Raw genomic sequence first — 26927 nt, 5'->3', positions numbered from 1 at the left:
AGAACCTGTTCTATCTTGACGGCTCGTCAGGGCAGAGAGAGCAGGAGCGGCAACGGGAGGGCAGGACAGTGGACTTCACCTTCACCGAAGAGCAACAGGCAGCCGTCGAGGCGGCCAAGGCGGTCTTCACGAGCGTCACACCCGACGCGGTACCGAGCCCGGCCCTCACCCCGGGCGCCGTCTCCGAGGACCTCGACCGGTCACTCTGGTCCCGCCTCGCCGCCGCCGACCTGCTCGGTCTCGTCCTGCCCCCCGAGCACGGCGGCGCCGGACTCGACCCCGTCGCGTTCTGCCTCGTGCTGCGCGAATCCGCCCGCGTCCTCGCCCGCGTACCCCTGCTGGAAACGGGCGCCGTGGCCATGACCGTCGACCGGTACGCGGACCCGTCGACGGCCGCCGCGCTCCTCCCCCGGGTCTGCCGCGGCGAACTCGTCCTCACCGCCGCCTCCCACGGACGCACCGGCCACGACCCGGCCGACCGCGCCGTCACCGCCCACCGCGACGGCACCACCTGGATCCTCGACGGACTCCAGAGCACCGTCCCCTGGGCCCACGGCGCCGACATCGTCGCCGTCCCCGCGCACACCGAGGACCGCACCGTCCTCGCCCTGATCCCCCGCACCCACGAAGGCGTCACCCTCGCCGAGCAGTACTCCACCAGCGGTGAACTCCTCGCCGAACTCCACCTCGACGCCGTACGCCTCGACAGCACCGAGGTCATCGACGCCGAAGGCGCCTGCGAGCGACTGAGCGAGCTCCTCACCACCGGCACCTGCGCACTCGCCCTCGGACTCGGCGAGGCCGTCCTCACCATGACGAGCCAGTACACCGGCAAACGCGAACAGTTCGGCCACCCCGTGGCCACCTTCCAGGCCGTCGCCGTCCAGACCGCCGACCGCTACATCGACCTGCGCGCCATGGAGGCCACCCTCTGGCAGGCCGCCTGGCGCGTCTCCACCGGGGCCGAGGGGGCGCTCCCCGCGGCCGGGGACATCGCCGTCGCGAAGATCTGGGCGTCCGAGGGCGTACGGCGCGTGGTGCAGACCGCCCAGCACCTCCACGGGGGCTTCGGCGCCGACACCGACTACCCCCTGCACCGCTACCACGCCTGGGCCAAGCAGCTCGAACTGTCCCTCGGCCCCGCGGCCGCCCACGAGGAGGCCCTGGGCGACCTCCTGGCCACCCACCCCCTCGCCTGACGACTCAGCTCAGCTCAGCTCAGCTCAGCTCAGCTCAGAGGACGAAAGCCGGGCTCCCGCTTCCCGTCACCATCGGACGCCCGGCACCGTCCCAGGCCAGCATCCCGCCGTCGATGTTCACCGCATCGAAGCCCTGCTGCACCAGATACTGCGTGACCTGCGCCGACCGGCCGCCCACCCGGCACATCACATAGGCGCGACCGTGCTCGGCCACCGCCTCCGTCACCTCACCGAAGCGCGCCACGAAGTCGCTCATCGGCACGTGCAGCGCACCCTCGACGTGGCCGGCTTCCCATTCGTTGTCCTCCCGGACGTCCAGCACCAGGCCATCGGCCGGCACGGCAGCCGCGTCCACCGAGGGCAGCGGGGAGAAATTCATGGGACTGGCCTTCTCTCGTCAGAACCGCCCGAAGAAGTTCGAGCGCACGGAAAAAACCTACTCCACCAGCCCGGCAAGCTCCGTCTCACGCTCGGAGACCTGCGCGAGCAGCTGCTCCGCGACCTCCTCCAGGAGCCGGTCCGGGTCGTCCGGAGCCATCCGCAGCATCGCGCCGATCGCGGACTCCTCCAGCTCACGCGCCATCACGGACAGCAGGTCCTTGCGCTGCGCCAGCCACTCCAGCCGGGCGTACAGCTCCTCGCTCTCGCTGAGCCGCTCCTCGGCCGGCACAGGACCGGCCGCCCATTCGTCGGAGAGCTCACGCAGCTGCGCCTCGTCGCCCCGGGCGTAGGCGGCGTTCACCCGCGTGATGAACTCCTCGCGACGCTGCCGCTCGGCGTCCTCCCGGGCCAGGTCGGGGTGGGCCTTGCGGGCCAGCTCGCGGTAGAGCCTGCGGGCCTCCTCGCTGGGCCGGACCCGCTTCGGAGCCTGCACCGGCCGCTCGTTGAGCATCGCCGCCGCCTCGGGGGAGAGGCCGTCGGAGTCGATCCAGTCGTGGAAGAGCTCCTCCACCCCGGGCATGGGCATGACCGCGGCCCGCGCCTCCTGGGCTCGCCGCAGATCCTCGGGATCTCCGGTACGCGCCGCCCGAGCCTCGGCGATCCGCGCGTCGAGCTCGTCGAGCCGCGCGTACATGGGGCCGAGCTTCTGGTGGTGCAGCCGCGAGAAGTTCTCCACCTCGACCCGGAAGGTCTCGACGGCGATCTCGAACTCGATCAGCGCCTGCTCGGCGACCCGCACGGCCCGCTCCAGCCGAGCCTCGGGCCGCTCGTCCGCACCCCGCTCGCCACTGGCGGACGCCTCACCACTCACAGACGCCTCACTCTCAGCCCGCCCCGGACCTACGGACGGCCCGCTCTCGGCCCACTCCGAACCTACGGAGGGCCCGTTCTCGGCCCGCTCGCCACTCGCAGACGGCTCGCCCGCAGGCCGCTCGTCCGCGGACCGCTCGGCCTCGGGCTCGTCGTTCGCACCCTGGTCCACGCTCACGTTCACGCCCGCCCACGTCCTCGTTCCGGCTCGTCCCACCCAGCCTACGGTCCTTCGGGGGGGGGCCTCCCCCCTCCCTCCCCCTCCCCTCCCTCCCCCCGTGCGGGCGTCGGTCAGACGCCCAGTTCCGCCGCTATCCGCCCCGCCCTGACCGCGGCGAGCAGGTCGGCGTGGTCCGCGGTGGTGCGGTCCGCGTACGAGACGGCGAAGGACGCGACCGCCTCGTCCAGCTCCTCGTTCTTGCCGCAGTAGCCGGCTATCAGACGCGGATCGGCGCTGTGGGCGTGCGCCCGGGCCAGCAGAGCCCCGGTCATCCGGCCGTAGTCGTCGACCTGGTCCACGGTGAGCGCGACGGGGTCGACGCTGCCCTTGCGGTTGCGGAACTGACGCACCTGGAAGGGGCGCCCTTCGACCGTGGTCCAGCCGAGCAGGTTGTCGCTCACCACCTGCATCCGCTTCTGCCCGAGGACCACCCGCCGCCCCTCGTGGCCGTGGTCCGGCACGGTGAAGCCCACGGCCGGCAGATACGGCAGGAGGGCCGAAGGCCTCGCCTCCTTCACCTGGAGCACCAGCGGCTCGCCCCGGTGGTCGAGCAGCAGCACGACATAGGAACGGGTGCCGACGCTGCCGGTGCCGACGACCCGGAAGGCCACGTCGTGGACGGCGTACCGCGCGAGGAGCGGCAGCCGGTCCTCGGACACGGTCTCCAGGTAGCCGCCGAGGGAGGCGGCGACGGCCGCCGCCTCGACGTCGGGAACCCTGCGCAGTACCGGGGGAGCGTCCACGAATCTGCGTCCGCCGCCCTCGGCATCGGTCACGGCCTCGGTCGACCGGGCGGCGAACCGGGCACTGGTGTTGTTCCGGGCCTTCGCCGAGACCCTCTCCAGCGTGCCGAGGAGATCGCGGGCGTCGGTGTGCGAGACGAGTTCCTCGTCGGCTATCGCGTTCCAGGCGTCGAGGGCGGGCAGCCGGGCCAGGAGGCGCATGGTGCGCCGGTAGGCGCCGACGGTGTCGAACGCGGCCGCCCGGCACACCTCCTCGCTCGCGCCGACCTCGCGCCCGGCGAGGACGAGAGAGGTGACGAGCCGCTTGAGGTCCCATTCCCAGGGGCCGACGATCGTCTCGTCGAAGTCGTTGAGGTCCATGACGAGCCGTCCGCGGGCGTCGCCGTAGAGACCGAAGTTGGCGGCGTGCGCGTCACCGCACAGCTGGGCGGATATCCCGGTGACGGGGGTCGTGACGAGGTCCTGGGCCATCAGCCCGGCGGATCCGCGCAGAAAGGCGAAGGGGCTCGCCGCCATCCTCCCGACCCGTATCGGCGCGAGCTCGGGCACCCGGTCCCGGCTGGAGTCCTCGACGGCGCGGACGGCGTCCGGCCGGTCGGCCGCGAGGGCCGGCCGGTCGTGCGCGGAGCGGGGCACCCGGCCGCGCAGTCCCTTGCCGGCGTCCCTGGAGGAGACCCCTGCGCCACCATCGGCGCCACGGCGCGCGAAGCCCGGTACGTGCGGGACGCGCTCACCGTCCGCCGCCCCGTCCGTACCGCGCTGTCCCGGCACCACGGCCCGGATCTCGTCCATGGGATGCCCTCCCCCGATGCGATGTCCAACATCATCCGGCCCTGACGGTACAGCCGCACCTGATCGGCCGTCTCCCCCTGTGGACAACGCCCTGTGGACAACCTCAGACGGCGACCGCCTCCTCCAACTCCTCCTCGATCCCGTCCCCTGCCGGGACCTTCTCCCGTGCCTTCTCCCGTGCCCTCTCCCCGGCCTTCTCCCCGGCCTTCGCGGCACCGTTCCTCCTGGCCTCCACGACCCCCGCGGTCACCACGAGGGCGGCTCCGGCGAGGAACCACAGGGCGAGGACGAGGACGTGTCCGCCGAGCGCGTGACCGCCGAAGTACACATGGCTGCGGACGCCCTCGACGAAGCCCGCGCCGTTCCAGAAGGCGTGCAGCGCGCCGAAGAAGCCCGGCTGGAGCTCGGGCCGGTAGATGCCGCCGGAGCTCGTGAAGTTGAGCATGACGAAGAGCACCATCACGCCGAGCGTGGTCCAGCGGCGCAGGAACGTGTGGAGGCCGACGCCGACGAGCAGGATGCCCGACGCGTACAGCCAGGACATCGCCCAGACTCCGCCGAGCCCTTGGTCGACGAGGTGGAAGAGCGGTCCGGCGAACAGGGTGCCGATCAGGCTGACGACCAGCGACATCCCGGCGGCGAGGAGGACCCTGATCCGCATGGGCAGGACGGCGCCGGCTCCACCGATGACGGCGACCGAGGCGTAGGCGCCGATGCTGAGGGCGACGAGCAGGAAGAAGACTCCCTGGCCGGTGGGGTCGCCGGAGGCGACGGGGGCGACGTCGGTGACCTCGAGCGGGGCGTCCTGTGCGGCGGCGACCTTGGTGAACACCTTCTCGACGGCCATGGCGCTGGTGTCGGAGGAGCCCGAGGCGACGAGGAGCTCGGGCTTCTCGCCGGGGATGTAGGCCCCGAAGCTGCCCTGCTCGCGCAGCGAGGTGACGGCCGTGTCCCGGTCGGCGACGGTACGGACGTCGAGGGCACCGGCGCCCTGGTCCTGGAGCGTCTGCGCGAGGACCTGGGCGCTCGGTCCGGAGCCGACGACGTCGACGCGCAGGTCGTGGGGCGCGGGCGCGTGGAAGGCTCCGAGGTAGGCCAGGCCCATGCCGACGCACATCAGCAGGGGAGCGAGCAGATGTCCGAGGACATGCCGCAACGCGCCGTTGGTGCTCGGTCCTGCGGACACCGGAAACCTCCATGGTTGGCTTTTACAACTAAAGAACCGTTGTACCATACAACCGAACCCGCAGGCAACGACACCAGACGACAGGGGAGCGCACCATGACCGGTGGCGCAGAGGTACCGCGCGAGGCGTCCGTGGACGTCATCCAGCGCGAGCTGACGGCCTTCGCGCGCCGCGCCCGCGCCGCGGCGGCCCGGGTCCACCCCGAGCTCCCGCTCGTCTCCTACACGCTGCTCGCCCACATCGACGACCAGCGCGGCTGCCGCGCCACGGACCTCGCGGCCCACTACCTGCTGGACAAGTCGACGGTCAGCCGCCAGGTCGCCACCCTGGAGAAGCTCGGCTTCGTCGAGCGCCGGCCCGCCCCCGACGACCACCGCGTCCAGGTCCTGCACCCCACCGAGGCGGGCGCCGAGGTCCTCGCCTCAGCGCAGACGAGCCGCCTCGCCGCCTACCAGGAACGCCTCAGGGACTGGTCGGCCGACGACCTCGCCCGGTTCGCCGCGTACCTGCTCCGCTACAACACCGCGAGCACGAGCGGCCTCCCGGACACCACCCCGCGCTGACCCGCCCTCCCGAGCGCACCCGTCCCACCTGGCCCCCGTCCCCTCCGGCGAGGGGCTACAGCCCCGCGTCCCGGGCCAGCAGCGCCGCCTGCACCCGGTTCTCGCAGTCCAGCTTGGCCAGGATCCGGCTCACGTACGTCTTCACCGTGGCCTCGCTCATGTGCAGCCGTCGGCCCGCGTCCGCGTTGGAGAGCCCCTCCCCGAGCACGGCCAACACCTCGCGCTCCTTCTCGCTCAGCGCCGCCACCCGCACCCGCGCCTGCTCGGACCGCGCGGCCTCCCGGCCCGTGGCGAGCCGCTCCACCACGTGCCGGGTCGCCGCCGGCGACAGATAGGCGTCCCCCGCCGCCGCCGCTCGCACCGCCCTGATCAGCTCGGCCGGCGCCGTGTCCTTGAGCAGGAACCCGGCACCCCCGTGCTCCAGGGCCCGCAGCACGTTCTCCCGCTCGCCGAAGGTCGTCAGGACGATCACCCGGGCCGCCGGTGCGGCCCGCCGCAGCTCCGGCAGCGCGGAGAGGCCGTCGAGCACCGGCATCTGGATGTCGAGCAGCACCACGTCGGCGGCGTGCGCCCGCGCCGCCTCGACGGCCGCCCGGCCGTCGGCCGCCTCGGCGACCACCTCGATGTCCGGGTCCGAGATGAGGATCATCCGGATCCCGGCCCGGATCAGGGGCTCGTCATCGGCGATCACGACCCTGATGGGCTGCCCTGCCACAGCTACTCCCCCACGACTGCGATGGGGCCGAGGACAGCGTCACCGCTGCTCGACCACGTACGACTTCTTCTCGATCAGCTTGCCGTCCTTGAAGCAGAACCGGAAAACGGGCTCCTCGTCGAAGGACTCACCGGTCTCCGAGGAGAGCAGCAGCAGACAGTCGGCGCCCTCCGGCCGCGCGGGCCCCTTGCCACCCAGACCCGCGGTGGCGATCGAGTCGCCCGACGGGAGTCGGTCGCGGACCTCGCGCTCGGTCATACCGACCTTCACCCCGTCGTACTGCTCGGGTTCGATCATCCCCTTCTCCAAGGAACCGATCATGAAGAAGAGACCGAAACCCGCCGCCACCACGAGCAGGACGACCGCACCGAAGGCGATCCCGCAGCCCAGCGCGACCCCGCCACCTGCGCCCATGCTCCTGCCTCTGCCCCCGCGTACCGCCATCGCCAGCTCCCGCTCCGTGAACGTCCAGTCGGCCGGTCCGACCACGACCGGACGACCATCGCCCACCAGCGGTCTCGTCGACTGCTGCCGGAAGTCGTCGGCGGCATCGACCAAAGGCGCTGCCTCGGCGACGGGTGCCGCTCCGTACGGCAGCATCCCGGCCACTCGGAACCCACCTCCGTCGGCCGGACCCGCGTGACACATGCCGCCCACCAGCCGCGCGCGCTCGGCGAGTCCCGTCAGCCCCTGTCCGCCGCTCACCACGTCTTTGGCCGGGCCGCCCGCCGACGCCTCGTTGAGGACCTCCACGACGAAGGTGTCCGGCTCGTACCGCAGCTCGACGGCGATCGGCGCCCCCGGCGCGTACTTGTAGGCATTGGTCAGCGCCTCCTGCACGATTCTGTACGCGGCGTGGTCCGCGGCCGGTGCCAGTGACCGCTCCTCCCCGAGCCGGCTCAGCCCGACGGTGGTTCCGGCCGCCCTGGCCGCCACCACGAGCCCCTCGATGCCGGCGGTCCCCCGCGCCGCCCGCCCCGTCTCGTCCCCGGCCCGCGCGGGCGCCGAGGCCGTTCCTCCCGTCGCCTCGATCCCGTCGCGCAATATGCCGACGACCTCCCGCAGCTCGTGCATCGCCGTCACCGAGGCGTTCCGCAGGACTCCGACGACCTCGCGCTGCCGCTCGCTCAGCTCCCGGTCCACCTCCAGGGCCCCCGTGTGCACGGCGATCAGCGCCAGCTGGTGCCCGAGGCTGTCGTGCATGTCCTGGGCGATCCGCTGCCGCTCCCGCAGCCGCGCCTGCCAGGCCACCATCGTCCGCTCCCGCAGCAGCTGGGCGTTGCGCTCCTGGAGGGCGTGCAACAGGGTCCGCCGCTGGGTCCAGTAACGGTGGGCGAGCCCGGGCGCCAGGGTGGTGCCGAGGTAGTAGAGGGTCGCGAGGAAGGCCACCGTGAGCAGCCGCTGCCGGTCCCAGGTCTCCAGGAGCGTCCCCCCGACGTCCAGGACGAAGGCGGCCATGAACGCGGCCAGCGCCCGCCCGGCGCCCGCGATGTACCGGCCGGCCGACCAGCTGACCACGATCAGCAGCGGCCCGAATCCCGGCAGGAAGGGAGCGAGCGCCGCGGCGGCGACGAGCACGCCCGCGGGCAGCCTGCGCCGCAGCAGCGACAGCACGGCGGCACCGGCGGCGACCCCGGCCAGCCGCCAGCCCTCACCGCCCAGGAGCTCCTCGCTCCCGGCGGCGAGCAGAGCGACGACCACGGCGAGCGAGATCTCGCCGGCGGTCCTGCGCCGCGACCACTGTCCCGGTACGGCGAACCATCCCCACCAAGCGGCGACCCTGACCCCGATCCCGGCCCTGAGCCCCGTCCCCGTCCCCGTCACTACCTGTTTCCCGGTCTCGTTCCCGCTCGCGCCCGGGTCCCCCGATTTCGACATAACGTCCACGCTCGCACCCTAGGCAGCGACCCCACCCGCGGACGTCCGTCTTTCGTCTCGCCCCGCGACGACAAAAGTCGCGACCTCGGGCCCGCCCTGCACCCCGGCCCCCGGACCCACTCCCCGACCCCGACCCCGACCCCGACCCGGACCCGACGTGGGAAGGCTCACATTCCGCGATACACACGCGAAAGCCCCGTAGGTCGATGACCTACGGGGCTTTCGTCTGGTGCGCGAGGGGGGAGTTGAACCCCCACGCCCTTTCGGGCACTGGAACCTGAATCCAGCGCGTCTGCCTATTCCGCCACCCGCGCATTGGTGGCCTCCCTGCCCTCTCACCTTTCGGTGCGAGCGCCTGGCGACATCTGAAGATTAGCACGTCGCAGACCGTGGATTCACATCCCTTGTTTCGCCCCCACGCCCGCAGAACAAGGAGAGAGGGAGGCCTGAGAGAGACCCCGAAGGGAACGAGTGGGGAAGGACAGGAAGGGGAGACAGGAAAGCGAAGGAGACGGAACGAAGGGATGGAACGGAAGGACCGGGTGGAACGGATGGAACGGATGGAACGGGCGGAACAGGTGGAAGGGAGGGAACGGGTGGAACGGAAGGAGACGGGAGGAAGGTGACGGACCGCACTCGGTCTCCGGGGCCGGACCCCCCGTCCCACCGCCGCTCCCTCCGCCGGGTGCGGGACACTGTCCACAGGCCACCTCTACGATCCGGGGGAAAGGTCTGTGAGAGGTGACACTCGTCCACAGGGCAGAGAAGGGGAACCAGCCGATTTCCCGACGCGTGGATACGATCAGTAAGCAGTACCAGGACGACAACGACGGAGGAGGTGCCCCATGGGAGTCCTGAAGCGATTCGAGCAGCGCCTCGAAGGTCTGGTCAACGGCACCTTCGCCAAGGTCTTCAAGTCCGAGGTCCAGCCCGTCGAGATCGCCGGCGCGCTCCAGCGCGAGTGCGACAACAACGCGACGATCTGGAACCGCGAGCGGACCGTCGTCCCGAACGACTTCATCGTGGAGCTGAGCACGCCGGACTACGAGCGCCTCAGCCCCTACTCGGGTCAGCTGGGCGACGAGCTCGCCGGCCTGGTCCGGGACTACGCGAAGCAGCAGCGGTACACCTTCATGGGCCCGATCAAGGTCCATCTGGAGAAGGCCGACGACCTCGACACCGGTCTCTACCGGGTGCGCAGCCGCACCCTCGCGTCGAGTACGTCACAGCCGCAGCCGCCCGCGGCCGGACAGCAGCAGCCCCACCAGCAGCAGGGCCAGGCACAGGGCCGCGGCGGTTACGGGTACCCCCCGGCCGGCGCCCCGCCCATGCCCGCCTCGCCTCCTCCCGGCGCCCCCGGCCAGCGGCCCACGGCAGCCGCGGGACGCCCGGCGGGCGGCCCCGTGGCCATGCCCGGCACGGGCTCCGGGGCCGGAGCAGGCTCCCAGGTCCGCCGCTGGATCGAGATCAACGGCACCCGCCATCAGATCTCCCGCCCGACCCTGGTCCTCGGCCGCAGCACCGACGCGGACGTGAGGATCGACGATCCCGGCGTCTCCCGCCGGCACTGCGAGATCCGGACCGGAACGCCCTCGACGATCCAGGATCTGGGATCCACCAACGGCATCGTGGTGGACGGGCAGCACACCACCCGCGCTACGCTCCGCGACGGCTCGCGGATCGTCGTGGGTAGTACCACCATCGTTTACCGGCAAGCCGAAGGGTGAAGCGGGGGCAATGTCAGAGCTGACCCTGACGGTCATGCGGTTGGGTTTCCTGGCCGTTCTGTGGCTGTTCGTCATCGTGGCCGTCCAGGTCATCCGTAGCGACCTGTTCGGAACGCGGGTGACGCAGCGCGGTTCACGGCGCCAGGACGCCCGGCCGCAGCAGAACGCGCGCCAGCAGGCCGCCGCGCCGCCGCAGCAGCGTGGGCAGCAGCCCACTGCGGGCGGGCGGCAGCGCCGTGGCGCCCCGACCAAGCTGGTCGTCTCCGAGGGCACCCTCACCGGCACCACCGTCGCCCTCCAGGGCCAGACGATCACGCTGGGCAGGGCGCACGATTCGACGATCGTGCTGGACGACGACTACGCGTCCAGCCGGCACGCCAGGATCTACCCGGACCGGGACGGCCAGTGGATCGTCGAGGATCTCGGGTCCACGAACGGCACCTATCTCGACCGGACCCGCCTCACCACCGCCACTCCGGTTCCGCTGGGCGCGCCGATTCGCATCGGCAAGACCGTCATCGAGCTGCGGAAGTAGTACGACAATGAGCGGAGCGACCGGAGGGTGGGCAGTGTGGGTCGAGACCGGCTGTACCCCGATGCAGCGTCGACAGGGCAGGTGCGCATGACTCTGTCCCTGCGTTTCGCCGCGGGCTCCCACAAGGGCATGATCCGCGAGGGCAACGAGGACTCCGGCTACGCCGGCCCCCGGCTGCTCGCCATCGCCGACGGCATGGGCGGCCAGGCCGCCGGTGAGGTCGCCTCCTCCGAGGTGATCTCCACCCTCGTCACGCTCGACGACGACGTCCCCGGCTCCGACATCCTCACCTCGCTCGGTACGGCGGTGCAGCGCGCCAACGACCAGCTGCGGATGATGGTCGAGGAGGACCCGCAGCTCGAGGGCATGGGCACGACGCTCACGGCCCTGCTGTGGACCGGCCAGCGCCTCGGCCTCGTGCACGTCGGCGACTCGCGCGCCTACCTGCTCCGTGACGGTGTCCTCACCCAGATCACGCAGGACCACACGTGGGTCCAGCGCCTCGTCGACGAGGGCCGGATCACCGAGGAAGAGGCCACCACCCACCCGCAGCGTTCGCTCCTCATGCGCGCGCTCGGCAGCGGTGACCACGTCGAACCCGATCTCTCGATCCGCGAGGTCCGGGCCGGCGACCGCTATCTGATCTGCTCCGACGGCCTGTCCGGCGTGGTCTCCCACCAGACCCTCGAGGACACGCTCGCCAGCTACCAGGGCCCGCAGGAGACCGTGCAGGAGCTGATCCAGCTCGCGCTGCGCGGCGGTGGCCCCGACAACATCACGGTGATCATCGCCGACGTCCTCGACGTCGACGGCGGCGACACCCTTGCCGGTCACCTCAGCGACACCCCGGTCATCGTGGGCGCGGTCGCCGAGAACCAGGCCGCCCAGTTGAACGACGGCGGGGCGATGCAGACCCCCGCCGGCCGCGCCTCCGGCCTCGGCCGCCCGGCCCCGCACCAGCAGCCGCCCGCCGGCGGCTTCGGTCCGCCCGGCAGCGGCGACGACCACGGCTACGGCGGCATGCCGCCGCAGGGCTCCTTCGAGTCGTACACGGACGACGACTTCGTCAAGCCGCGCACGGGCCGCAAGTGGCTCAAGCGCTCCTTCTTCCTCGTCCTGGCCCTCGCCGTCGTCGGCGGCGGGCTCTACGGCGGCTGGCGGTGGACGCAGACGCAGTACTTCGTCGGCTCCAAGGACCAGCACGTGGCGCTCTACCAGGGCATCAGCCAGGACCTGGCCTGGGTCTCGCTGTCTAAGGTCGAGAAGGACCACCCCGAGATCGAACTCAAGTACCTCCCCGCCTACCAGCGGAAGCAGGTCGAGGACACGATCGCGGGCGGCAACCTCGGCAAGGCCGAGACGAAGATCTCCGAGCTGGCGGCGCAGGCCTCGGCCTGCAAGAAGACCGAGCAGCGCCGCGCCGCCGCCGAGAAGGCCGCGGACCAGGCGAGCAAGCCGCCGGCCGAGACGCCGGAAGGCACTGCCACCCCTGACTCCAAGCCCACCACAGCCGCTCCGTCCCCGGGTCCCACCCTCACCGCGGAGGAGCAGAAGCTGGCCTCGAACTGCGGCAAGCAGTAAGCACCCGTAGGGGGCCTTTCACCACCATGAGCGTTGTCACCAACACGACCACCATCGGCGCGATCGAGGCGCCGAGCCGCCGCAACACCGAGCTGGCGCTGCTCGCGTTCGCCGTCGTCATCCCGGTGTTCGCGTACCTCAACGTGGGCCTGGCCATGGACGGCAAGGTCCCGGCCGGCATGCTGGGGTACGGACTCGGCCTGGCGCTGCTCGCTGCCGTCGCCCACCTCGTGGTGCGCAAGTGGGCCCCGTACGCGGATCCGCTGCTGCTGCCCCTGGCGACCTTGCTCAACGGCATGGGCCTGGTACTGATCTGGCGGCTGGACCAGTCGCCTCGGCTGATCGCCACGTCGATGCGCCGCTACGGCACCTTCAGCCCCGACGCGCCAAGCCAGATGATGTACTCGGCGATCGGCATCGCCATGTTCGTGGGCGTGCTGCTGCTCCTGAAGGACCACCGCGTCCTGCAGCGCTACACGTACATCTCCATGGTGGTCTCGCTCATCCTGCTGCTGCTCCCGCTGGTCCCGGGCCTCGGCGCGGATGTCTTCGGTGCCAAGATCTGGATCCGCATCGGCGGCTTCTCGATCCAGCCCGGCGAGTTCGCCAAGCTGGTCCTGGCAGTGTTCTTCTCCGGCTACCTGATGGTGAAGCGGGACGCTCTGGCCCTGGCCAGCCGCCGCTTCATGGGGCTCTACCTGCCGCGCGGCCGTGACCTCGGCCCGATCCTCACGATCTGGGCGGTCAGCCTCCTCATCCTGGTCTTCGAGAACGACCTCGGTACGTCGCTGCTGTTCTTCGGCATTTTCGTGATCATGCTGTACGTGGCGACGGAGCGGACCAGCTGGATCGTCATGGGTCTGCTGATGGCAGTCGCCGGTGCGGCGGTCGTCGGCTCCACGGCCAGCCACGTGAAGTCCCGTGTGGCGGCCTGGCTCGACCCCTTCGGCTGTCTGGAGACGGCCACCGACCAGAACATGCTGAACGCCTGCGACCAGATGACGCAGGTGCTGATGTCCTTCGGCTCGGGCGGCATCCTCGGCACCGGTCTCGGCCAGGGCAACTCGGACCTGATCCAGTTCGCCGCCAACTCCGACTTCATCTTCGCCACGGTCGGTGAGGAGCTCGGGCTGGCCGGCGTCATGGTCTTCCTGCTCCTCTACGGATTGATCGTCGAGCGCGGTGTCCGCACCGCCCTCGCCGCCCGTGACCCCTTCGGCAAGCTGCTCGCGATGGGCCTCTCCGGCGCCTTCGCGCTCCAGATCTTCGTCGTCGCCGGCGGCGTGATGGGGCTCATCCCGCTCACCGGTATGACCATGCCGTTCCTCGCGTACGGCGGTTCCTCAGTGATCGCCAACTGGGCACTGATCGGCATCCTGATCCGGATCAGCGACACGGCGCGCCGTCCGGCGCCCGCGCCCGCCCCGTCCCCCGACGCCGAGATGACCCAGGTGGTCCGTCCGTGAACAAGCCGCTGCGCCGGGTCGCGATCTTCTGCGGCCTGCTCATCCTCGCCCTGCTCCTGCGGGACAACTGGGTACAGTTCGTCCGCGCCGACGAGCTGACCTCGCATCCCAAGAACACCCGTGTCCGGATCGAGCGGTACGCGAACGAGCGCGGAAACATCATTGTCGACGGCAAGCCGATCACCGGCTCCGTCGACTCGAAGGACGAGTACTTCAAGTACAAGCGCACCTACACCGACGGCCCCATGTGGGCCCCGGTCACCGGCTACGCCTCGCAGGCCTACGACGCCAACCAGATCGAGAAGATCGAGGACGGCATCCTCACCGGCAACGACGACCGGCTGTTCTTCGACCGCACGCTCGCCATGTTCACCGGCGAGAAGAAGAAGGGTGGCGACGTCGTCACCACCCTCAGCGGGGCCGCGCAGAAGGCCGCCTACAAGGGTCTCGGGAACAACACCGGCGCCGTCGTCGCCATCGAGCCGTCCACCGGCAAGATCCTGGCGCTCGCGTCCACCCCCTCGTACGACCCCAGCTCGTTCGCCGGCTACTCCGGCAAGGACGAGAAGGCCTGGGTCGCGCTGGAGAAGGACAAGAACAAGCCGAAGCAGAACCGCGCGATCCGCGAGATCTACCCGCCCGGCTCCGTCTTCAAGGTCGTCACCGCCGCCGCGGCGCTGGAGGCCGGCAAGGTCACCGACATCAACGCGGCGACCGAGACCCCCGAGGGCTGGAAGATCCCGCTCTCCACGGTCCCGATGAAGAACCACTCGGGCGGCTGTGCCAACGCGAGCCTCAACGAGGCGCTGCGGATCTCCTGCAACTCGGTCTTCGCGAAGCTCGGTGACGACGTCGGTCGCGACAAGATGGTGGAGATGGCCGAGAAGTTCGGTTTCAACGCCGAGCAGTTCACTCCGGTCCGCTCCGCCGCCTCCGTCTACGACAAGCAGATGGACCGCGGCGGCAACGCGCTCTCCTCCATCGGCCAGTTCAACACCGCGACCACCCCGCTCCAGATGGCGATGGTCACGGCGGCGATCGCCAACGACGGCAAGCTGATGAAGCCGTACATGGTCGACAAGCTGGTCGCCCCGAACCTCGACGTCATCAAGCAGAACGACCCGGAGGAGATGAGCCGGCCGGTCTCCCCGGAGAACGCCCAAAAGCTCCAGCAGATGATGGAGAACGTCGTCTCCAAGGGCACCGGCGGCAACGCGGACCTGAACATGGACGGCGTCAAGGTCGGCGGCAAGACGGGTACCGCCCAGCACGGCGAGAAGAACGCCAAGCGTCCGTACGCCTGGTTCATCTCGTATGCCAAGACCGACCAGGGCTCCCCGGTCGCCGTGGCCGTGATCGTCGAGGACTCCGAGGGCACCAACCGCGAGGACATCAGCGGTGGCGGCCTGGCCGCCCCGATCGCGAAGGACGTCATGAAGGCGGTTCTCAAGAGCCGGGGCTGATCCCGGAACGGTACGAACCACCGAGACGGTACGAACCAGGTACCGGTCAGGTATCAGCTACCGGCCCCGAGCGGAACGCCGTCCAGGGGCCGGTAGCGTATGCGCGAACAGCACACACCGCCGGACCACCCATGGGTGCGGTCGGGACAGACGGAGAGGGCTGGATTAGCTATGGAAGAGCCGCGTCGCCTCGGCGGCCGGTACGAGCTGGGCTCGGTGCTCGGCCGTGGTGGCATGGCCGAGGTGTACATCGCCCAGGACACCCGGCTCGGCCGCACCGTCGCCGTGAAGACGCTGCGGGCCGACCTGGCCCGCGATCCGTCCTTCCAGGCCCGGTTCCGCCGTGAGGCACAGTCCGCCGCCTCGCTGAACCACCCGGCGATCGTCGCGGTCTACGACACCGGCGAGGACTACGTCGACGGGGTCTCCATCCCGTACATCGTGATGGAGTACGTCGACGGGTCGACCCTGCGCGAGCTGCTGCACTCGGGCCGCAAGCTGCTGCCCGAGCGCACGCTCGAGATGACGGTCGGCATCCTCCAGGCGCTCGAGTACTCGCACCGCGCCGGCATCGTGCACCGTGACATCAAGCCGGCGAACGTCATGCTGACGCGCACCGGCCAGGTCAAGGTCATGGACTTCGGCATCGCGCGCGCCATGGGCGACGCGGGCATGACCATGACCCAGACCGCCGCCGTGATCGGCACCGCCCAGTACCTCTCCCCGGAGCAGGCCAAGGGCGAGCAGGTCGACGCCCGGTCCGACCTGTACTCCGCCGGCTGCCTGCTGTACGAGCTCCTCACCGTCCGTCCGCCCTTCATCGGCGACTCTCCGGTCGCGGTCGCGTACCAGCACGTCCGTGAGGAGCCGCAGCCGCCGAGCAACTTCGACCCCGAGATCACGCCGTCGATGGACGCCATCGTCCTCAAGGCGCTGGTCAAGGACCCCGACTACCGCTACCAGTCGGCGGACGAGATGCGCGCGGACATCGAGGCCTGCCTCGACGGTCAGCCGGTCGCGGCCGCCGCGGCGATGGGCATGGGGATGGGCATGGGCGGCGCGCCCGCGTACGGCGGGGGCTACGGGGGCTACCCGGAGGACCAGCCGACGACCGCTCTGCGCCAGGCCGACCCGGCCGGTCAGACGTCGATGATGCCCCCGGTCAACGGCGACGACGGTGGCTACGGCTATGACGACCGTCCGGACCGTCGTCGCGGCGGTGGCCAGAAGAAGTCGAACACCTCGACGATCCTGCTGGTTCTCGCGGGCATCCTGGTGCTTGTCGGCGCGATCTTCATCGGTGTCTCGCTGATGGACAAGAAGGAGGGGCCCCAGCAGGTCACGGTCCCCCAGCTCGTCGGTCAGCCGCTGAAGGCAGCGGAGGGTCTCGCGACGAACGCCCAGGTGAAGGCGGTCGAGGCCGGCACCGAGCGCTGCGAGGAGCCCAAGGGCTCCATCTGCCGCCAGGTCCCGGTCGCGGACAACGTCGCGAAGATGGACACCGGCAGCACGATCCAGGTGTGGGTCTCCGAGGGCGCGCCCCTCGTGGAGGTCCCGGACGTCATCGAGCAGTCCCAGGAGCGCGCCGAGCAGACCCTGAAGGACAAGGGCTTCGAGGTCAAGGTCGAGCAGGAGGAGTCCCAGGAGGACCCGGGCACGGTCCTGCGTACGGACCCGACCTCTGGTTCCAAGGCGGAGAAGAACTCCGAGGTGACGATCACCGTCGCGAAGCAGATGCTGTCCGAGCTTCCCGACCAGAAGGGCCGGACCTACGACCAGGCGGTCCAGCAGCTGAACGCCGTCGGCTTCAACAAGATCAACCAAGAGGAAGTGGACAGCGACCTGCCCAAGGGCACGGTCGTCGACATGACCCCGCAGGGCGGCACGGACCAGCCGAAGGACGTTCAGATCACGCTGAAGGTCTCCAAGGGCCCGCAGGTGACCCAGATCCAGATCCCGGCGGACATCGCCACGAAGCAGTTCAAGGAGGTCAGGGACCTGCTTCTGGGCATGGGCCTGACGAACGTCGTCCAGCAGGGCTCCGACAAGGAGGACGCCACGGTGATCACCTCGAACCCTGCACCGGGTTCGATGGTCGACCCCAACACTCCGGTGACCATCATCACCGTGGGCGGCACCGTTGGCGACCAAGGCGGAAACCCGGGTGGCAACCCGGGTGGAGACCAGGGTGGAGACCAGGGCGGGAACGACAACGGCGGCGGCGGCTTCTTCGACTGACGGCCGCACCCGTACCCGCACCCGTACTCGTGCACCTGGACACGACCGAGCCCCGGCATCCTTGGGATGCCGGGGCTCGGTCGTTCGTCGGCCGAACGTCAGCGCAGCTCCGCCGGCGGGGTGCGGTCGCGGTCGACCTTCTCCGTGCGTTCCAGTTCGCCCCAGACGATGTACCGGTAGTCCGAGGTGTACATCGGGGTGCAGGTCGTCAGCGTGATGTAGCGGCCCGGCTTGCTCACGCCGGATTCCTTCGGGACGGGCTGGAGGACGTCCACGTTGAACTTCGTGGTCTCCGGCAGCGTCTTGTAGACCTTGTAGACGTACCAGGTGTCCTTGGACTCGAAGACGATCGGGTCGCCGGTCTTCAGCTTGTGGATGTTGTGGAACTTCGCGCCGTGCCCGTCGCGGTGCGCGGCCAGTGTGAAGTTGCCCTTCTTGTCCTGCGGGAGGGCGGACTTTATCGGGTCGGTGTAGTAGCCGGCGACGCCGTTGTTCAGGATGCCGGGGGTGGTGCCCTGCTTGACCAGGACCTCGCCGTTGTTCATGGCCGGCACGTGCAGGAAGCCGATGCCGTCCTTGGTGTCGAGGGCGCCGGGGCCGTCGGCCCAGCGGTCGCGGACCTGGGCGCCGTCCTGGTCGGCCGCGCGGTCGGCGAGGACGTTGGTCCACCACAGCGAGTAGACGACGAAGAGTCCGAGCACCAGACCCGCTGTGATGAGGAGTTCGCCGAAGACGCTGATGATCCCGGCGATCCGGTTGCGCGCGCGTGCCACTAGGTCGTCCCGTCGTCCCGTCCGGAGGTGTGGGGTCTCAGCCTACGAGTGCCTCGGGCTTTCCCTTGCTGCGCGGGCGTTCCTCGACCAGCGTGCCCCAGACGATCATGCGGTACGTGCTGGTGAATTCGGGCGTGCACGTGGTCAGCGTGATGTACCGGCCGGGCTTGGTGAAGCCGGAGCCCTTCGGGACCGGGTCGATCACCGCGACGTTCGACGGCGAGGTCTGGGGCAGGATGCTCGCCATCGCGTAGGTGTAGTACGCGTCCTGGGTCTCGACGACGATCGGGTCGCCGGGCTTGAGCTGGTTGACGTACCGGAACGGTTCGCCGTGCGTGTTGCGGTGTCCGGCCACGGCGAAGTTGCCCTGCTTGTCGGACGGCATGGCCGTCTTGAGCTTGCCGTCGGCGTAGTGGCCGACCATGCCCTTGTCGAGGACCTTGGTCTTGTTGATGCCCTCGGCGATGGGCACGACGACGTCGAGCTTGGGGATGTACATGATGGCGAAGCCCTCGCCGGGCTCGAAGGCCTCCGGCTTGCTGTCGCCCTTCGCCCAGGTGTCCTCTATCTGTTCCTTGGCGCGGTCGGTCTGCTGGCCGGCGCGGATGTTCGTCCACCACAGCTGGTAGGTGACGAAGAGCAGCATGACGACGCCGAAGGTGATGAAGAGTTCGCCGATGATCCGGCTGGCGACGACACCGACGCTGTCCTTGGCCGCACGGGCTGCGCGGCGGGCCTCGACGCGGGAGAGAGGGCGGGATTCGGTGGCCGTCCCCGTGGTGGCGGTGGGGGCGGCGCTGCCGCGGCTCTTGCCTCTGCCGCCTTTGGCCGCGCGGCGCCGCTCGGCCCGTCCGGGCCCCTGAGGCGTCTGAGGCGTCTGAGGCGTCTCCACGGCCCGCAGGGCCACCGTCTCGTCCCGTGGGGCCGGTGGGGCCTGTGGGGGCTCCTCCGGCGCGTACGACGCGTACGCGGGCTCGTGAGAGGCCGCCTCGTACGGAGCCTCATACGGCGGCTCGTACGGACCCTCGTACGCGGGGACAGCCGGAGCCTCGTACACGGGCTCGTACGACGGTTCGTACGCCGTCGGCTCGTACGCCGTCGGCTCGTAAGGGAGTTGCTCCCCCTGCCCGTACGGGTCCACGGGTATCGGCTCGGGCCCCGGGCCTCCCGCGTCCCGGAACCACGGCGAGCCCGCCGTCACGCGACGGCCTTGCCCACCACCGGCGCGAGCCCCGCCGACCGGCCGACCGCCCCCTTGTCGCCGCACCGCTCCAGCCAGTTGGCGAGCATGAGGTGGCCGTGCTCGGTGAGGACCGACTCGGGGTGGAACTGGACGCCTTCGACGGGCAGTTCACGGTGGCGCAGCCCCATGATGATGCCGTCCTCGGTCCGCGCGGTGACCTCGAGCTCGGCCGGCAGGGCGGCGGGCTCGGCGGCCAGCGAGTGGTAGCGGGTCGCCGTGAAGGGCGAGGGGAGGCCTGCGAAGACGCCCTTCCCCTCGTGCGTGACGGGGGACGTCTTGCCGTGCAGCAGTTCGGGCGCGCGGTCGACGACACCGCCGTACGCCACGGCCATCGACTGCATGCCGAGGCAGACGCCGAAGACGGGCACGCCGGTGGCGGCGCAGTGCCGGACCATGTCGATGCAGACCCCGGCCTGCTCGGGCGCGCCGGGCCCGGGCGACAGCAGGACGCCGTCGAAGCCGTCCTGTGCGTGGCTCAGCTCGACCTCGTCATTGCGGAGGACTTCGCACTCGGCACCGAGCTGGTAGAGGTACTGAACGAGGTTGAAGACGAAGCTGTCGTAGTTGTCGACGACGAGAATTCGCGCGCTCACTGGCCGTCCACCGTCACATCGTTGAACGGAAGCAGGGGCTCCGCCCAGGGGAACACGTACTGGAAGAGGGCGTAGACAACCGCGAGCACCAGCACGATCGAGATCAGTGCCCGCACCCACGCGTTGCCCGGCAGATGCCTCCAGATCCAGCCGTACATGACGTCGACCGCCCCTTCCGTTCGTTACGGGGACCAGAGTACGGGGCGAGGGGGCTGTGGGGGGTCAGCTGCCCAAAGCCTGTGGACGACCGTCGGTCACCGGCTGCGTGGCGTCGAGGTGCGCCCAGACGATCAGCCGGTGGCTGCTGCCCCACTCGGGCTCGCAGGTGGTGAGGGTGAGGTAGCGGCCTGGCCCGTCGTAGCCGGCCGCGTTCTTCCTGAGCGGCTTCGGTACGGGGGCGACGACCCCGACGTCGGTGGGCAGGGTCCTGTAGGAGCCGCGGTCGATCCGGTACGTGAACCACGTGGTCCCGTCGGTGAGGACGACCGCGTCGCCGGGGCGCAGCCGCGGGAAGTCCTTGAAGGGGTCGCCGTACGTGCGGCGATGGCCGGCGACGGCGAAGTTCCCGGTCGCGCCGAGGCGTGCCGTGGCCGCGTAGTGCCCGAGGCCCTTCTTCAGGACGCCCGGGCCGGTGCCTTCGAGGACGGGCCACTTCCAGTCCTTGCCGAGCCGGGGGACGTACATGACGGCGATCCCCTTGCCGGGGGCGTAGGGGCGCGTCTCGGGGGCGGGCGGCGGGGATGAGGACCCCGGCGCGGGCGGCGGTGCGAGCGGTGCGTCCGCCCACGCCCGCTGGAGGGTGTCGATCTGGCCGGCGCTCGCGCTCTCGGCCTGGACACCGGTCCAGTACAGGACGTAGACGACGAAGAGGACGATCAGGGTGCCGACGGTGAGGCACAGCTCGCTGAAGGTCCGCACGACGAGACGCAAGCCGCCCACGCGCCCCTCCCCGCAGTCCCTCCGGTCAGCTCACCGGCTTCGCGTAGTGGAGGTCCACTGTGCCCGAGTAGCCGGGCAGAGTCACCGCCTTGTGGTCGTCGACTTTCCAGCCGAGCCCGTACGCCTTGACGTACAGCTGGTAGTTCTGGAGGGCGGGGGACTCGGTGAGCGCTTTGCTCAGCTTCCCGCGGTCGCCGACGGCCGTGATCTTGTACGGAGGCGAGTAGACGCGGCCCTGGAGGATCAGGGTGTTGCCGACGCAGCGCACGGCACTGGTGGAGATGAGCCGCTGGTCCATCACGCGGATGCCCTTGGCGCCGCCCTGCCACAGGGCGTTGACGACGGCCTGGAGGTCCTGCTGGTGGATGACGAGGTCGTTCGCCTGCGGCTCGGGGTAGCCCGGGGCCGCCTGGGCGTTGGGCGGGGCGTCGTCGAGGGTGACGGTGAGGCCGGAGCCGGACACCTCCTTGGTCCCCGCGGTCGCTTCGAGGGCGTCGAGCCTCGCGTCCTCCGCACGGGTGGAACCGTCGTCGCGGGCGGCGAGGCCGTCGACCTGGGAGCGGAGGGCGGCGGTGGACTCGTCGAGCCCGGCGTTCTTGTGGCTGCGTTCCTCGATGAGGTCGGAGAGCCTGAGCAGCGAGGCGTCCGTGCGGATGTTGGTGCCCTTGGCGGTGTTGAAACTCGTGACGAAGATCAGTCCGGCGAGGGCGAAGACGGCAAGGGTGAGCACCCGGACGGGGCGCCACCTCGTGGTGCGGCCCGGCCCTGTGGGAGTGTCGGCGGAATTGCTCAACGTACCCTGATCCCCTTCGGTGCCGCGGAACCACTACGCTAACGGACGCCCGGGGGACGCAGTCTTCCTCCTACGTCACATCCCGGCGCCAGCCACAGTTCCCTGCGCGGTCACGCAGCGCATCGACAGGAGAGTCCCTCGTGCCGAAGTCACGTATCCGCAAGAAGGCCGACTTCACGCCTACGCCTGCCAAGCAGGCCACCAACATCAAGCTGACGAACCACAGCTGGGTGGCCCCCGTGATGCTGGCGTTGTTCGCCATCGGGCTGGTGTGGATCGTGGTCTTCTACGTCACCGACGGTTCGATGCCGATCGAGGCGATCCGCAACTGGAACATCGTGGTGGGCTTCGGCTTCATCGCGGCGGGCTTCGGTGTCTCCACGCAGTGGAAGTAGCGAAGTAGCGAAGTAGCGAAAAAGCCCGCGATTTATCGGCTGGACCGGCGGCTCGTCAAGCTCTCCCCTGAACTTATCCACAGCGTTGTACACAGCACTGGATAACTTACGAAGATCTGTGGATAACTTGGACGAGGTTGACGCCGGTATGACCGCTTTGTGAGCGCGATCACCTGCCGTAGAACGTGCCGCACCCCTCGCCTCCCTGGAGAAACACCAGGTCAGAGGCGAGGGGTGCAGTGTTTCCCCACAGTGCGGGGGTGAGCCGCCACACACTGTGGATAACTCTGGGGAAAGCTCGAAGAAAAGCTCGTCCACAGCCCCCTGCGCTCAGGTGAGCGCAGCGGATCGGGCAAGCACCAGCCCCAGGTCGAGCAGGAGCACCAGTCCACAGGCCCCGTACTGCACGAGGTCCCTGCGCGCCCTCGGCGCGTGCAACAGCGCGTACGTCACCAGGACGCCCGCGACGAGACCGCCGACGTGGGCCTCCCAGGAGATCCCCGGACGGGTGAAGGTCATGAGCAGCGACAGCGCCACGAAGAGGACCACCGGCCGCATGTCGTGCCGCTTGCGGCGGGCCAGCACGACCCAGGCGCCGATCAGGCCGTAGACGACGCCGGAGGCGCCCAGCGAGGGCTGGTTCTGTGCGGCGACGAGATAGGCGAGCACGGAGCCTGAGAGCCCGGAGAGCACGCACAGGACCGTGTACCGGATCCGGCCGAGCTCGGGCTCGACGATCCCGCCGATCACCCACAGGCCCAGCACGTTGAAGAGGATGTGCCAGACCTCCTGGTGGAGGACGGTCGCCGTCAGCAGCCGGTACCACTCGCCGTCCGCGACCCCGACCAACTCGCCGAGGGCCGGCATGTAGGCGTAGCCGATGAGCACGAGCTCGTCGACGAGCCGGTCCCCGAACAGCAGCACCATGAGGTAGACCGCGAGGTTGATCCCGATGAGGATCTTGGTGACCAGACGGTCGTCGGCCGCCACCCGGCCGCCCGCGAGCGTCCGGGGCTGGTTGGCGTCGGCGGCATGGCCGGTTCCCGAACCGTTGCGCACACAGTCAGGGCACTGGAAACCGACCGAGGCGGAGATCATGCACTGCGGGCAGATGGGCTTGTCGCAGCGGGCGCAGCGGATGCCGGTCTCGGCCTCCGGGTGGCGATAGCAGCGGGGCAGACCGGACTGCGGGTCCATGGGAGGTTCCTTCCCTTGCGTCCCTTCCGTCACTTTCGCCTCAGCGCTTCTCGATCACCACGGAGTCGATCACCACGTCCTGGAGCGGACGCTCGGTGTGCGGGTCGGTCGCGACCGCCGCGATCGCGTCCACGACCTTCCGGCTCTCCTGGCCCGCGACCTCGCCGAAGATGGTGTGCTTCCGGTTCAGCCAGGTCGCGGCGCCGACCGTGACGAAGAACTGCGAGCCGTTGGTGCCCGGGCCGGCGTTGGCCATGGCCAGCAGGTACGGACGGTCGAAGAAGAGCTCCGGGTGGAACTCGTCGGCGAACTCGTACCCGGGTCCGCCCGTGCCGTTCCCCAGCGGGTCGCCGCCCTGGATCATGAAGCCCTTGATGACCCGGTGGAAGACCGTGCCGTCGTAGAGCGGATCCGAGGAGACCGTGCCGGTGGCGGGGTGCGTCCACTCGCGCTCGCCGGAGGCGAGTTCGACGAAGTTGCGCACCGTCTTCGGGGCGTGGAACGGCATCAGCCGGACCTCGATGTCACCCAGGCTGGTCTTGAGGATCGCGTACAGCTGCTCGGCCACGGTCGCCTTCCGTCCACGTCGTGTCGTGTTGCGTCATGTCACGTCTGTCTCTGGCGTGACCGATCCTCGCATGCCCCGGATCACGGCCCCACATGCCCCGGATGCCCGCTCCGCATGCCCTGGATCACCGCGCCACACGCTCTGGATCACCGCTCCGCATGCCCCGGATGCCCGCCCCGCATGCCGGACCCCGATCCGACGGGCATGATTCCGAAAAGGATGGAAAGGTGAAAAACCGACATCGTCGCCACCGAGGAGGAGGAATCCCGTGACCCGCATGGACAGCGTGCGCGCCGCGTCAGATTCGGCGAAGGAGAGCGTCCTGCACGCCGCGGAAGTGGTGGCGCCGTACGCCGAAACGGCCAGGGACCAGGCCACGTACTACGCGCACGAGGCGCGGGTGCGGATCGCGCCGAAGGTCTCCAAGGCCACACGACAGGCCCGAGCACAGGCGCGTGCGCAGTACGCCTCGTACGTCGCACCGCACGTACCACCGCGGGTCGACGCGGCCGCGCATCGCGCGGCGGTCATGACCCGCTCGGCCGCCCGCCAGGCGACCGACTACACCGTTCCGCGTGTCGAGCACGCGGTCGCCGCGACCGGTCCCGTCCTTGAGGAGGCCGGGTCGCGTTCCACCGCCGCCTGGGCCGCGCTGCGCGGGCAGGTGACGCCGAAGGACATTCAGAAGATCGTGAGGAAGCACGAGCGGCGGGCCAGGGCCGGACGCCTCGCCAAGGGACTCGTGGTCCTCGGCTTGGTGGCCGGCGGCGTCTTCGCCGCCTGGAAGTGGTGGGACAAGCAGGCCAATCCCGACTGGCTGGTCGAGCCGCCCGCTCCTACCGAGGTAGGTGAGGGATCCACGCTGTCGTCCGTCGACGGCAGTAACGGATTCCTCGATCCGGAGGTGCAGTACAAGGAGACCGAGGCCGAGATCGAGGCTGATGCCGAGATCGAGGCGGAGGCGGAGGCGGAAGCTGACGCCGAGGCCGCTGCCGATGCGGAGCGCGACGAGCGTCGCTGACCACTGCGGTCGGTCGGTCTGGATTGCCTAGAGGGTCTGGAGGGTCTGGAGGGTCTGGAGGAGGTCTGAGGGTCTTGCTCTGAGGATCTCGCGGTTCCACAGGCGCGGGGAGTGCGCGTACGCATACGTCGGCTCCCCGCGTCCTACGCGCCCGCCGCCGGCGCCGTCGCGGCGAGCGCCAGCTCCGTCAGCGCGGCCGGGTCGCTCTCGGCCGCTCCACCCGCGTGGCGGTGGCGTACGGAGGGGGAGGAGCCGTGGGCCTCGGCGCCGATGCGCTGCTTGATGGTGGGCGGCAGGGAGCGGTCACCGGCGAGCGGCCACCGATGCGTCCGCTGTGCCGGTACGGAGACGAGGGCACGCTCCCCGGCGGCGGGGACCGCGGCGGCGGAGGCAGAGCCGACGGGCTCCTCGGGCTGCTGCACGGCGGGCTGCTGGGCCGCGGTGGCGGTGCTCGCCAGGCCGACGGAGGCGAGGAGGGCGAAGAGGACGGAGATGAAGGCGGTCCAGAACTGCTTGACCTTGGCGGTGGCCATGATCTCTCACTTTCGTGACGTTCTCAGATGGTTCATTTCGGGTTGCGCGCTTTACGTACTTTCCACATGATGTGGATGCGACCCGAGATTCCCGCGGAACGACGCCACCGCCGCGCAGTTCTTCCGATGAACACCACCCGTACGGATCAGTGGCCACCTCCCGGCCCCGGCGGGCTAGCTCACCGCCTTCTTCACCAGCTCGGCGATCCGCGCCTCGTCGGCGGCGGTCAGCTCCTTCAGGGCGTAGGCGGACGGCCACATCGTGCCGTCGTCGAGGTTGGCCACGTCGTTGAAGCCGAAGGTCGCGTACCGCGCGTTGAACTTCTGCGCGCTCTGGAAGAAACAGACGACCTTGCCGTCCTTGGCATACGCGGGCATCCCGTACCAGAGCTTCGGCGCGAGTTCGGGGGCGCTCTCCTTCACCACGGCGTGGACGCGCTCGGCCATGTCCCGGTCCGAGCCCTCCATCTCGGCGATCTTCGCGACCACGGCCGCCTCCTCCTCCGCCGCCTTGTCGGCGCGCGATCCACGGCGCGCGGACGCCTTCACTTCCTTGGCGCGCTCCTTCATCGCGCTCCGCTCCTCCGCCGTCCATTCCTCGGTCTTCGTCTCGGCCGCGGCGGTCTTCTTGGCGGGCTTCTGCGTGTTCGTCATGGCGGACTTCCTTGCTCTCGTACGGAATCGGATGCGGCTACGGGGTACGGGGTACGGGTACAGCTACTGGTACGGATGCGGCTACGGGCGGTACGCGCCGGCGATCTGCCGGGTCGTGGCGTTGAGCCGGTTGAACAGGTTGGTGACGCCGACCATGAGGATGATCGCGGCGAGTCGCTTCTCGTCGTAGTAGGTGGCGGCCGTGTCCCAGACTTCGTCGGTGACCGCGTCGGGCCGGTCCGCCAGCCGCGTCGCGGCCTCGGCGAGCCCGAGGGCCGCCCGCTCCGCCGCGGTGAAGTACGGGGCCTCGCGCCAGGCGGCGACCGCGGCCAGCCGCTCGTCGCTCACGCCGGCCGCACGGGCCGTCCTGGCGCCGCCGTCGACGCAGGCGGCGCAGCCGTTGATCTGGCTGATCCGCAGGTGGATCAGTTCCAGCGTCTGCCCGTCCACGCCTCCGGAGCGCACGGCGTCGAGGAGTTCCTGGACGGGCCGCGTCGCGGCGGGCAGCACGGCGACGGGGTTCCTCATACGGGACCGCGGTTCGCTCCGCACCTCTTCACCTCTTCCGGGTCGGTGCCCCGTTCCCTCGGGGCGTGACTCCATGACAGCCCGTTCCGCCCGCCGCGGCCATCGCGGTGGGACACCGTGGGACAGGTGAAAC

27 protein-coding genes and 1 tRNA gene are annotated in these 26927 nt (G+C 70.1%); 10 read left to right on the top strand and 18 right to left on the bottom strand.

Translation table 11 applies throughout. From position 1 onward, the window contains the following. The first annotated feature begins 68 nt into the window (after positions 1–68). Positions 69–1199 (top strand): acyl-CoA dehydrogenase family protein, encoded by a 1131-nt coding sequence (locus tag OG357_RS19650; RefSeq protein ID WP_329622382.1) that lies wholly within the window; start codon positions 69–71, stop codon positions 1197–1199. A gap of 34 nt (positions 1200–1233) precedes the next feature. Here OG357_RS19650 and OG357_RS19645 read toward each other — a convergent pair whose 3' ends face one another. From OG357_RS19645 to OG357_RS19630, 4 genes are all read right to left on the bottom strand, one after another. After that, the gene (locus OG357_RS19645; RefSeq protein ID WP_329622381.1) at positions 1234–1578 is read right to left on the bottom strand and encodes a rhodanese-like domain-containing protein; all 345 of its coding nucleotides are present in this window, start codon (positions 1576–1578) and stop codon (positions 1234–1236) included. A 57-nt stretch (positions 1579–1635) separates the two neighbouring features. Then, a complete protein-coding gene (locus OG357_RS19640) occupies positions 1636–2451 on the bottom strand; it encodes a hypothetical protein (RefSeq protein WP_329622380.1) in 816 nt (271 codons plus the stop codon). Between the two features lie 290 nt (positions 2452–2741). Next, complete coding sequence (locus OG357_RS19635; protein WP_329622379.1) at positions 2742–4205, bottom strand: DUF2252 domain-containing protein; 1464 nt, start codon at positions 4203–4205, stop codon at positions 2742–2744. Positions 4206–4308: 103 nt separating this feature from the next. Next, complete coding sequence (locus tag OG357_RS19630) at positions 4309–5439, bottom strand: hypothetical protein (protein WP_443066701.1); 1131 nt, start codon at positions 5437–5439, stop codon at positions 4309–4311. A 47-nt stretch (positions 5440–5486) separates the two neighbouring features. Between OG357_RS19630 and OG357_RS19625 the strand changes: the two genes are divergently transcribed. Then, complete coding sequence (locus OG357_RS19625) at positions 5487–5954, top strand: MarR family winged helix-turn-helix transcriptional regulator (RefSeq protein ID WP_329622377.1); 468 nt, start codon at positions 5487–5489, stop codon at positions 5952–5954. Positions 5955–6009: 55 nt separating this feature from the next. Here the strand turns inward: OG357_RS19625 and OG357_RS19620 are convergent, their stop codons facing one another. From OG357_RS19620 to OG357_RS19610, 3 genes are all read right to left on the bottom strand, one after another. After that, positions 6010–6669: a response regulator transcription factor gene (locus OG357_RS19620; protein WP_329622376.1), complete on the bottom strand. Its 660-nt coding sequence runs from the start codon at positions 6667–6669 to the stop codon at positions 6010–6012. A 39-nt stretch (positions 6670–6708) separates the two neighbouring features. Continuing rightward, positions 6709–8493 (bottom strand): sensor histidine kinase, encoded by a 1785-nt coding sequence (locus tag OG357_RS19615; protein ID WP_443066700.1) that lies wholly within the window; start codon positions 8491–8493, stop codon positions 6709–6711. Positions 8494–8774: 281 nt separating this feature from the next. Continuing rightward, positions 8775–8861 (bottom strand) — tRNA-Leu (locus OG357_RS19610). Positions 8862–9392: 531 nt separating this feature from the next. Between OG357_RS19610 and OG357_RS19605 the strand changes: the two genes are divergently transcribed. From OG357_RS19605 to pknB, 6 genes are all read left to right on the top strand, one after another. Then, positions 9393–10274 (top strand): DUF3662 and FHA domain-containing protein, encoded by an 882-nt coding sequence (locus OG357_RS19605; RefSeq protein ID WP_329622375.1) that lies wholly within the window; start codon positions 9393–9395, stop codon positions 10272–10274. A gap of 10 nt (positions 10275–10284) precedes the next feature. Then, complete coding sequence (locus OG357_RS19600; RefSeq protein ID WP_329622374.1) at positions 10285–10809, top strand: FHA domain-containing protein FhaB/FipA; 525 nt, start codon at positions 10285–10287, stop codon at positions 10807–10809. Between the two features lie 87 nt (positions 10810–10896). After that, positions 10897–12390, top strand: coding sequence for a Stp1/IreP family PP2C-type Ser/Thr phosphatase (locus tag OG357_RS19595; RefSeq protein WP_317597144.1), 1494 nt, complete (start codon positions 10897–10899; stop codon positions 12388–12390). Between the two features lie 26 nt (positions 12391–12416). Continuing rightward, positions 12417–13856 carry an FtsW/RodA/SpoVE family cell cycle protein gene (locus OG357_RS19590; protein WP_329622373.1) on the top strand — a complete coding sequence of 480 codons (1440 nt, stop codon included), beginning with the start codon at positions 12417–12419 and terminating at the stop codon, positions 13854–13856. Continuing rightward, on the top strand, positions 13853–15319 hold the full coding sequence (locus OG357_RS19585) for a peptidoglycan D,D-transpeptidase FtsI family protein (protein WP_329622372.1): 1467 nt from the start codon (positions 13853–13855) through the stop codon (positions 15317–15319). Before OG357_RS19590 ends, OG357_RS19585 begins: the two co-directional genes overlap by 4 nt. 171 nt (positions 15320–15490) lie before the next feature. Further along, positions 15491–17557 (top strand): Stk1 family PASTA domain-containing Ser/Thr kinase, encoded by a 2067-nt coding sequence (gene pknB / locus OG357_RS19580; RefSeq protein ID WP_329622371.1) that lies wholly within the window; start codon positions 15491–15493, stop codon positions 17555–17557. Between the two features lie 98 nt (positions 17558–17655). On the opposite strand, the gene OG357_RS19575 is transcribed toward pknB, so the two are convergent. From OG357_RS19575 to OG357_RS19550, 6 genes are all read right to left on the bottom strand, one after another. Further along, the gene (locus tag OG357_RS19575) at positions 17656–18330 is read right to left on the bottom strand and encodes a class E sortase (RefSeq protein ID WP_317597150.1); all 675 of its coding nucleotides are present in this window, start codon (positions 18328–18330) and stop codon (positions 17656–17658) included. Positions 18331–18367: 37 nt separating this feature from the next. After that, positions 18368–19531 (bottom strand): class E sortase, encoded by a 1164-nt coding sequence (locus OG357_RS19570; RefSeq protein WP_329622370.1) that lies wholly within the window; start codon positions 19529–19531, stop codon positions 18368–18370. Next, entirely contained in the window at positions 19528–20166 is a 639-nt protein-coding gene (locus OG357_RS19565; RefSeq protein WP_329622369.1) for an aminodeoxychorismate/anthranilate synthase component II, read from the bottom strand. Before OG357_RS19565 ends, OG357_RS19570 begins: the two co-directional genes overlap by 4 nt. After that, positions 20163–20324: a hypothetical protein gene (locus OG357_RS19560; protein ID WP_024760376.1), complete on the bottom strand. Its 162-nt coding sequence runs from the start codon at positions 20322–20324 to the stop codon at positions 20163–20165. Before OG357_RS19560 ends, OG357_RS19565 begins: the two co-directional genes overlap by 4 nt. A 64-nt stretch (positions 20325–20388) precedes the next feature. After that, a complete protein-coding gene (locus tag OG357_RS19555; RefSeq protein ID WP_329625627.1) occupies positions 20389–21096 on the bottom strand; it encodes a class E sortase in 708 nt (235 codons plus the stop codon). A 34-nt stretch (positions 21097–21130) separates the two neighbouring features. Next, positions 21131–21898 (bottom strand): DUF881 domain-containing protein, encoded by a 768-nt coding sequence (locus tag OG357_RS19550; RefSeq protein WP_329622368.1) that lies wholly within the window; start codon positions 21896–21898, stop codon positions 21131–21133. A 140-nt stretch (positions 21899–22038) separates the two neighbouring features. Between OG357_RS19550 and crgA the strand changes: the two genes are divergently transcribed. Beyond that, positions 22039–22293 carry a cell division protein CrgA gene (gene crgA, locus OG357_RS19545; RefSeq protein WP_317597154.1) on the top strand — a complete coding sequence of 85 codons (255 nt, stop codon included), beginning with the start codon at positions 22039–22041 and terminating at the stop codon, positions 22291–22293. Positions 22294–22623: 330 nt separating this feature from the next. Here the strand turns inward: crgA and OG357_RS19540 are convergent, their stop codons facing one another. Together OG357_RS19540 and OG357_RS19535 are read right to left on the bottom strand one after the other, a co-directional pair. Further along, positions 22624–23490: a rhomboid family intramembrane serine protease gene (locus OG357_RS19540; protein ID WP_329622367.1), complete on the bottom strand. Its 867-nt coding sequence runs from the start codon at positions 23488–23490 to the stop codon at positions 22624–22626. A 40-nt stretch (positions 23491–23530) separates the two neighbouring features. Beyond that, entirely contained in the window at positions 23531–24058 is a 528-nt protein-coding gene (locus OG357_RS19535; protein ID WP_329622366.1) for a peptidylprolyl isomerase, read from the bottom strand. Between the two features lie 268 nt (positions 24059–24326). Between OG357_RS19535 and OG357_RS19530 the strand changes: the two genes are divergently transcribed. Continuing rightward, positions 24327–25079 (top strand): DUF5324 family protein, encoded by a 753-nt coding sequence (locus OG357_RS19530; protein WP_329622365.1) that lies wholly within the window; start codon positions 24327–24329, stop codon positions 25077–25079. Between the two features lie 143 nt (positions 25080–25222). On the opposite strand, the gene OG357_RS19525 is transcribed toward OG357_RS19530, so the two are convergent. The 3 genes from OG357_RS19525 to OG357_RS19515 form a co-directional block, all read right to left on the bottom strand. Next, entirely contained in the window at positions 25223–25612 is a 390-nt protein-coding gene (locus tag OG357_RS19525; RefSeq protein WP_329622364.1) for a DUF6344 domain-containing protein, read from the bottom strand. A gap of 174 nt (positions 25613–25786) precedes the next feature. Continuing rightward, positions 25787–26266, bottom strand: coding sequence for an iron chaperone (locus tag OG357_RS19520; protein WP_329622363.1), 480 nt, complete (start codon positions 26264–26266; stop codon positions 25787–25789). Between the two features lie 81 nt (positions 26267–26347). Then, positions 26348–26794 carry a carboxymuconolactone decarboxylase family protein gene (locus OG357_RS19515; protein WP_329622362.1) on the bottom strand — a complete coding sequence of 149 codons (447 nt, stop codon included), beginning with the start codon at positions 26792–26794 and terminating at the stop codon, positions 26348–26350. Between the last annotated feature and the right edge of the window lie 133 nt (positions 26795–26927).

It is taken from the genome of Streptomyces sp. NBC_01255, from assembly GCF_036226445.1.
In the GTDB taxonomy this organism is placed as follows: domain Bacteria; phylum Actinomycetota; class Actinomycetes; order Streptomycetales; family Streptomycetaceae; genus Streptomyces.
The sequence above is the reverse complement of the archived record's forward strand: the minus strand, read 5'-3'. Positions and strand labels throughout refer to the sequence as shown.

Bases quoted from the DNA above. Each gene is read 5' to 3' on its own strand.
- OG357_RS19645 (WP_329622381.1), bottom strand. From the start codon at position 1,578: ATGAATTTCTCCCCGCTGCCCTCGGTGGACGCGGCTGCCGTGCCGGCC.
- OG357_RS19635 (WP_329622379.1), bottom strand. From the start codon at position 4,205: ATGGACGAGATCCGGGCCGTGGTGCCGGGACAGCGCGGTACGGACGGG.
- OG357_RS19630 (WP_443066701.1), bottom strand. From the start codon at position 5,439: ATGGTACAACGGTTCTTTAGTTGTAAAAGCCAACCATGGAGGTTTCCG.
- OG357_RS19625 (WP_329622377.1), top strand. From the start codon at position 5,487: ATGACCGGTGGCGCAGAGGTACCGCGCGAGGCGTCCGTGGACGTCATC.
- OG357_RS19605 (WP_329622375.1), top strand. From the start codon at position 9,393: ATGGGAGTCCTGAAGCGATTCGAGCAGCGCCTCGAAGGTCTGGTCAAC.
- OG357_RS19600 (WP_329622374.1), top strand. From the start codon at position 10,285: ATGTCAGAGCTGACCCTGACGGTCATGCGGTTGGGTTTCCTGGCCGTT.
- OG357_RS19595 (WP_317597144.1), top strand. From the start codon at position 10,897: ATGACTCTGTCCCTGCGTTTCGCCGCGGGCTCCCACAAGGGCATGATC.
- OG357_RS19590 (WP_329622373.1), top strand. From the start codon at position 12,417: ATGAGCGTTGTCACCAACACGACCACCATCGGCGCGATCGAGGCGCCG.
- pknB (WP_329622371.1), top strand. From the start codon at position 15,491: ATGGAAGAGCCGCGTCGCCTCGGCGGCCGGTACGAGCTGGGCTCGGTG.
- OG357_RS19560 (WP_024760376.1), bottom strand. From the start codon at position 20,324: ATGTACGGCTGGATCTGGAGGCATCTGCCGGGCAACGCGTGGGTGCGG.
- OG357_RS19540 (WP_329622367.1), bottom strand. From the start codon at position 23,490: ATGGACCCGCAGTCCGGTCTGCCCCGCTGCTATCGCCACCCGGAGGCC.
- OG357_RS19525 (WP_329622364.1), bottom strand. From the start codon at position 25,612: ATGGCCACCGCCAAGGTCAAGCAGTTCTGGACCGCCTTCATCTCCGTC.
- OG357_RS19520 (WP_329622363.1), bottom strand. From the start codon at position 26,266: ATGACGAACACGCAGAAGCCCGCCAAGAAGACCGCCGCGGCCGAGACG.
- OG357_RS19515 (WP_329622362.1), bottom strand. From the start codon at position 26,794: ATGAGGAACCCCGTCGCCGTGCTGCCCGCCGCGACGCGGCCCGTCCAG.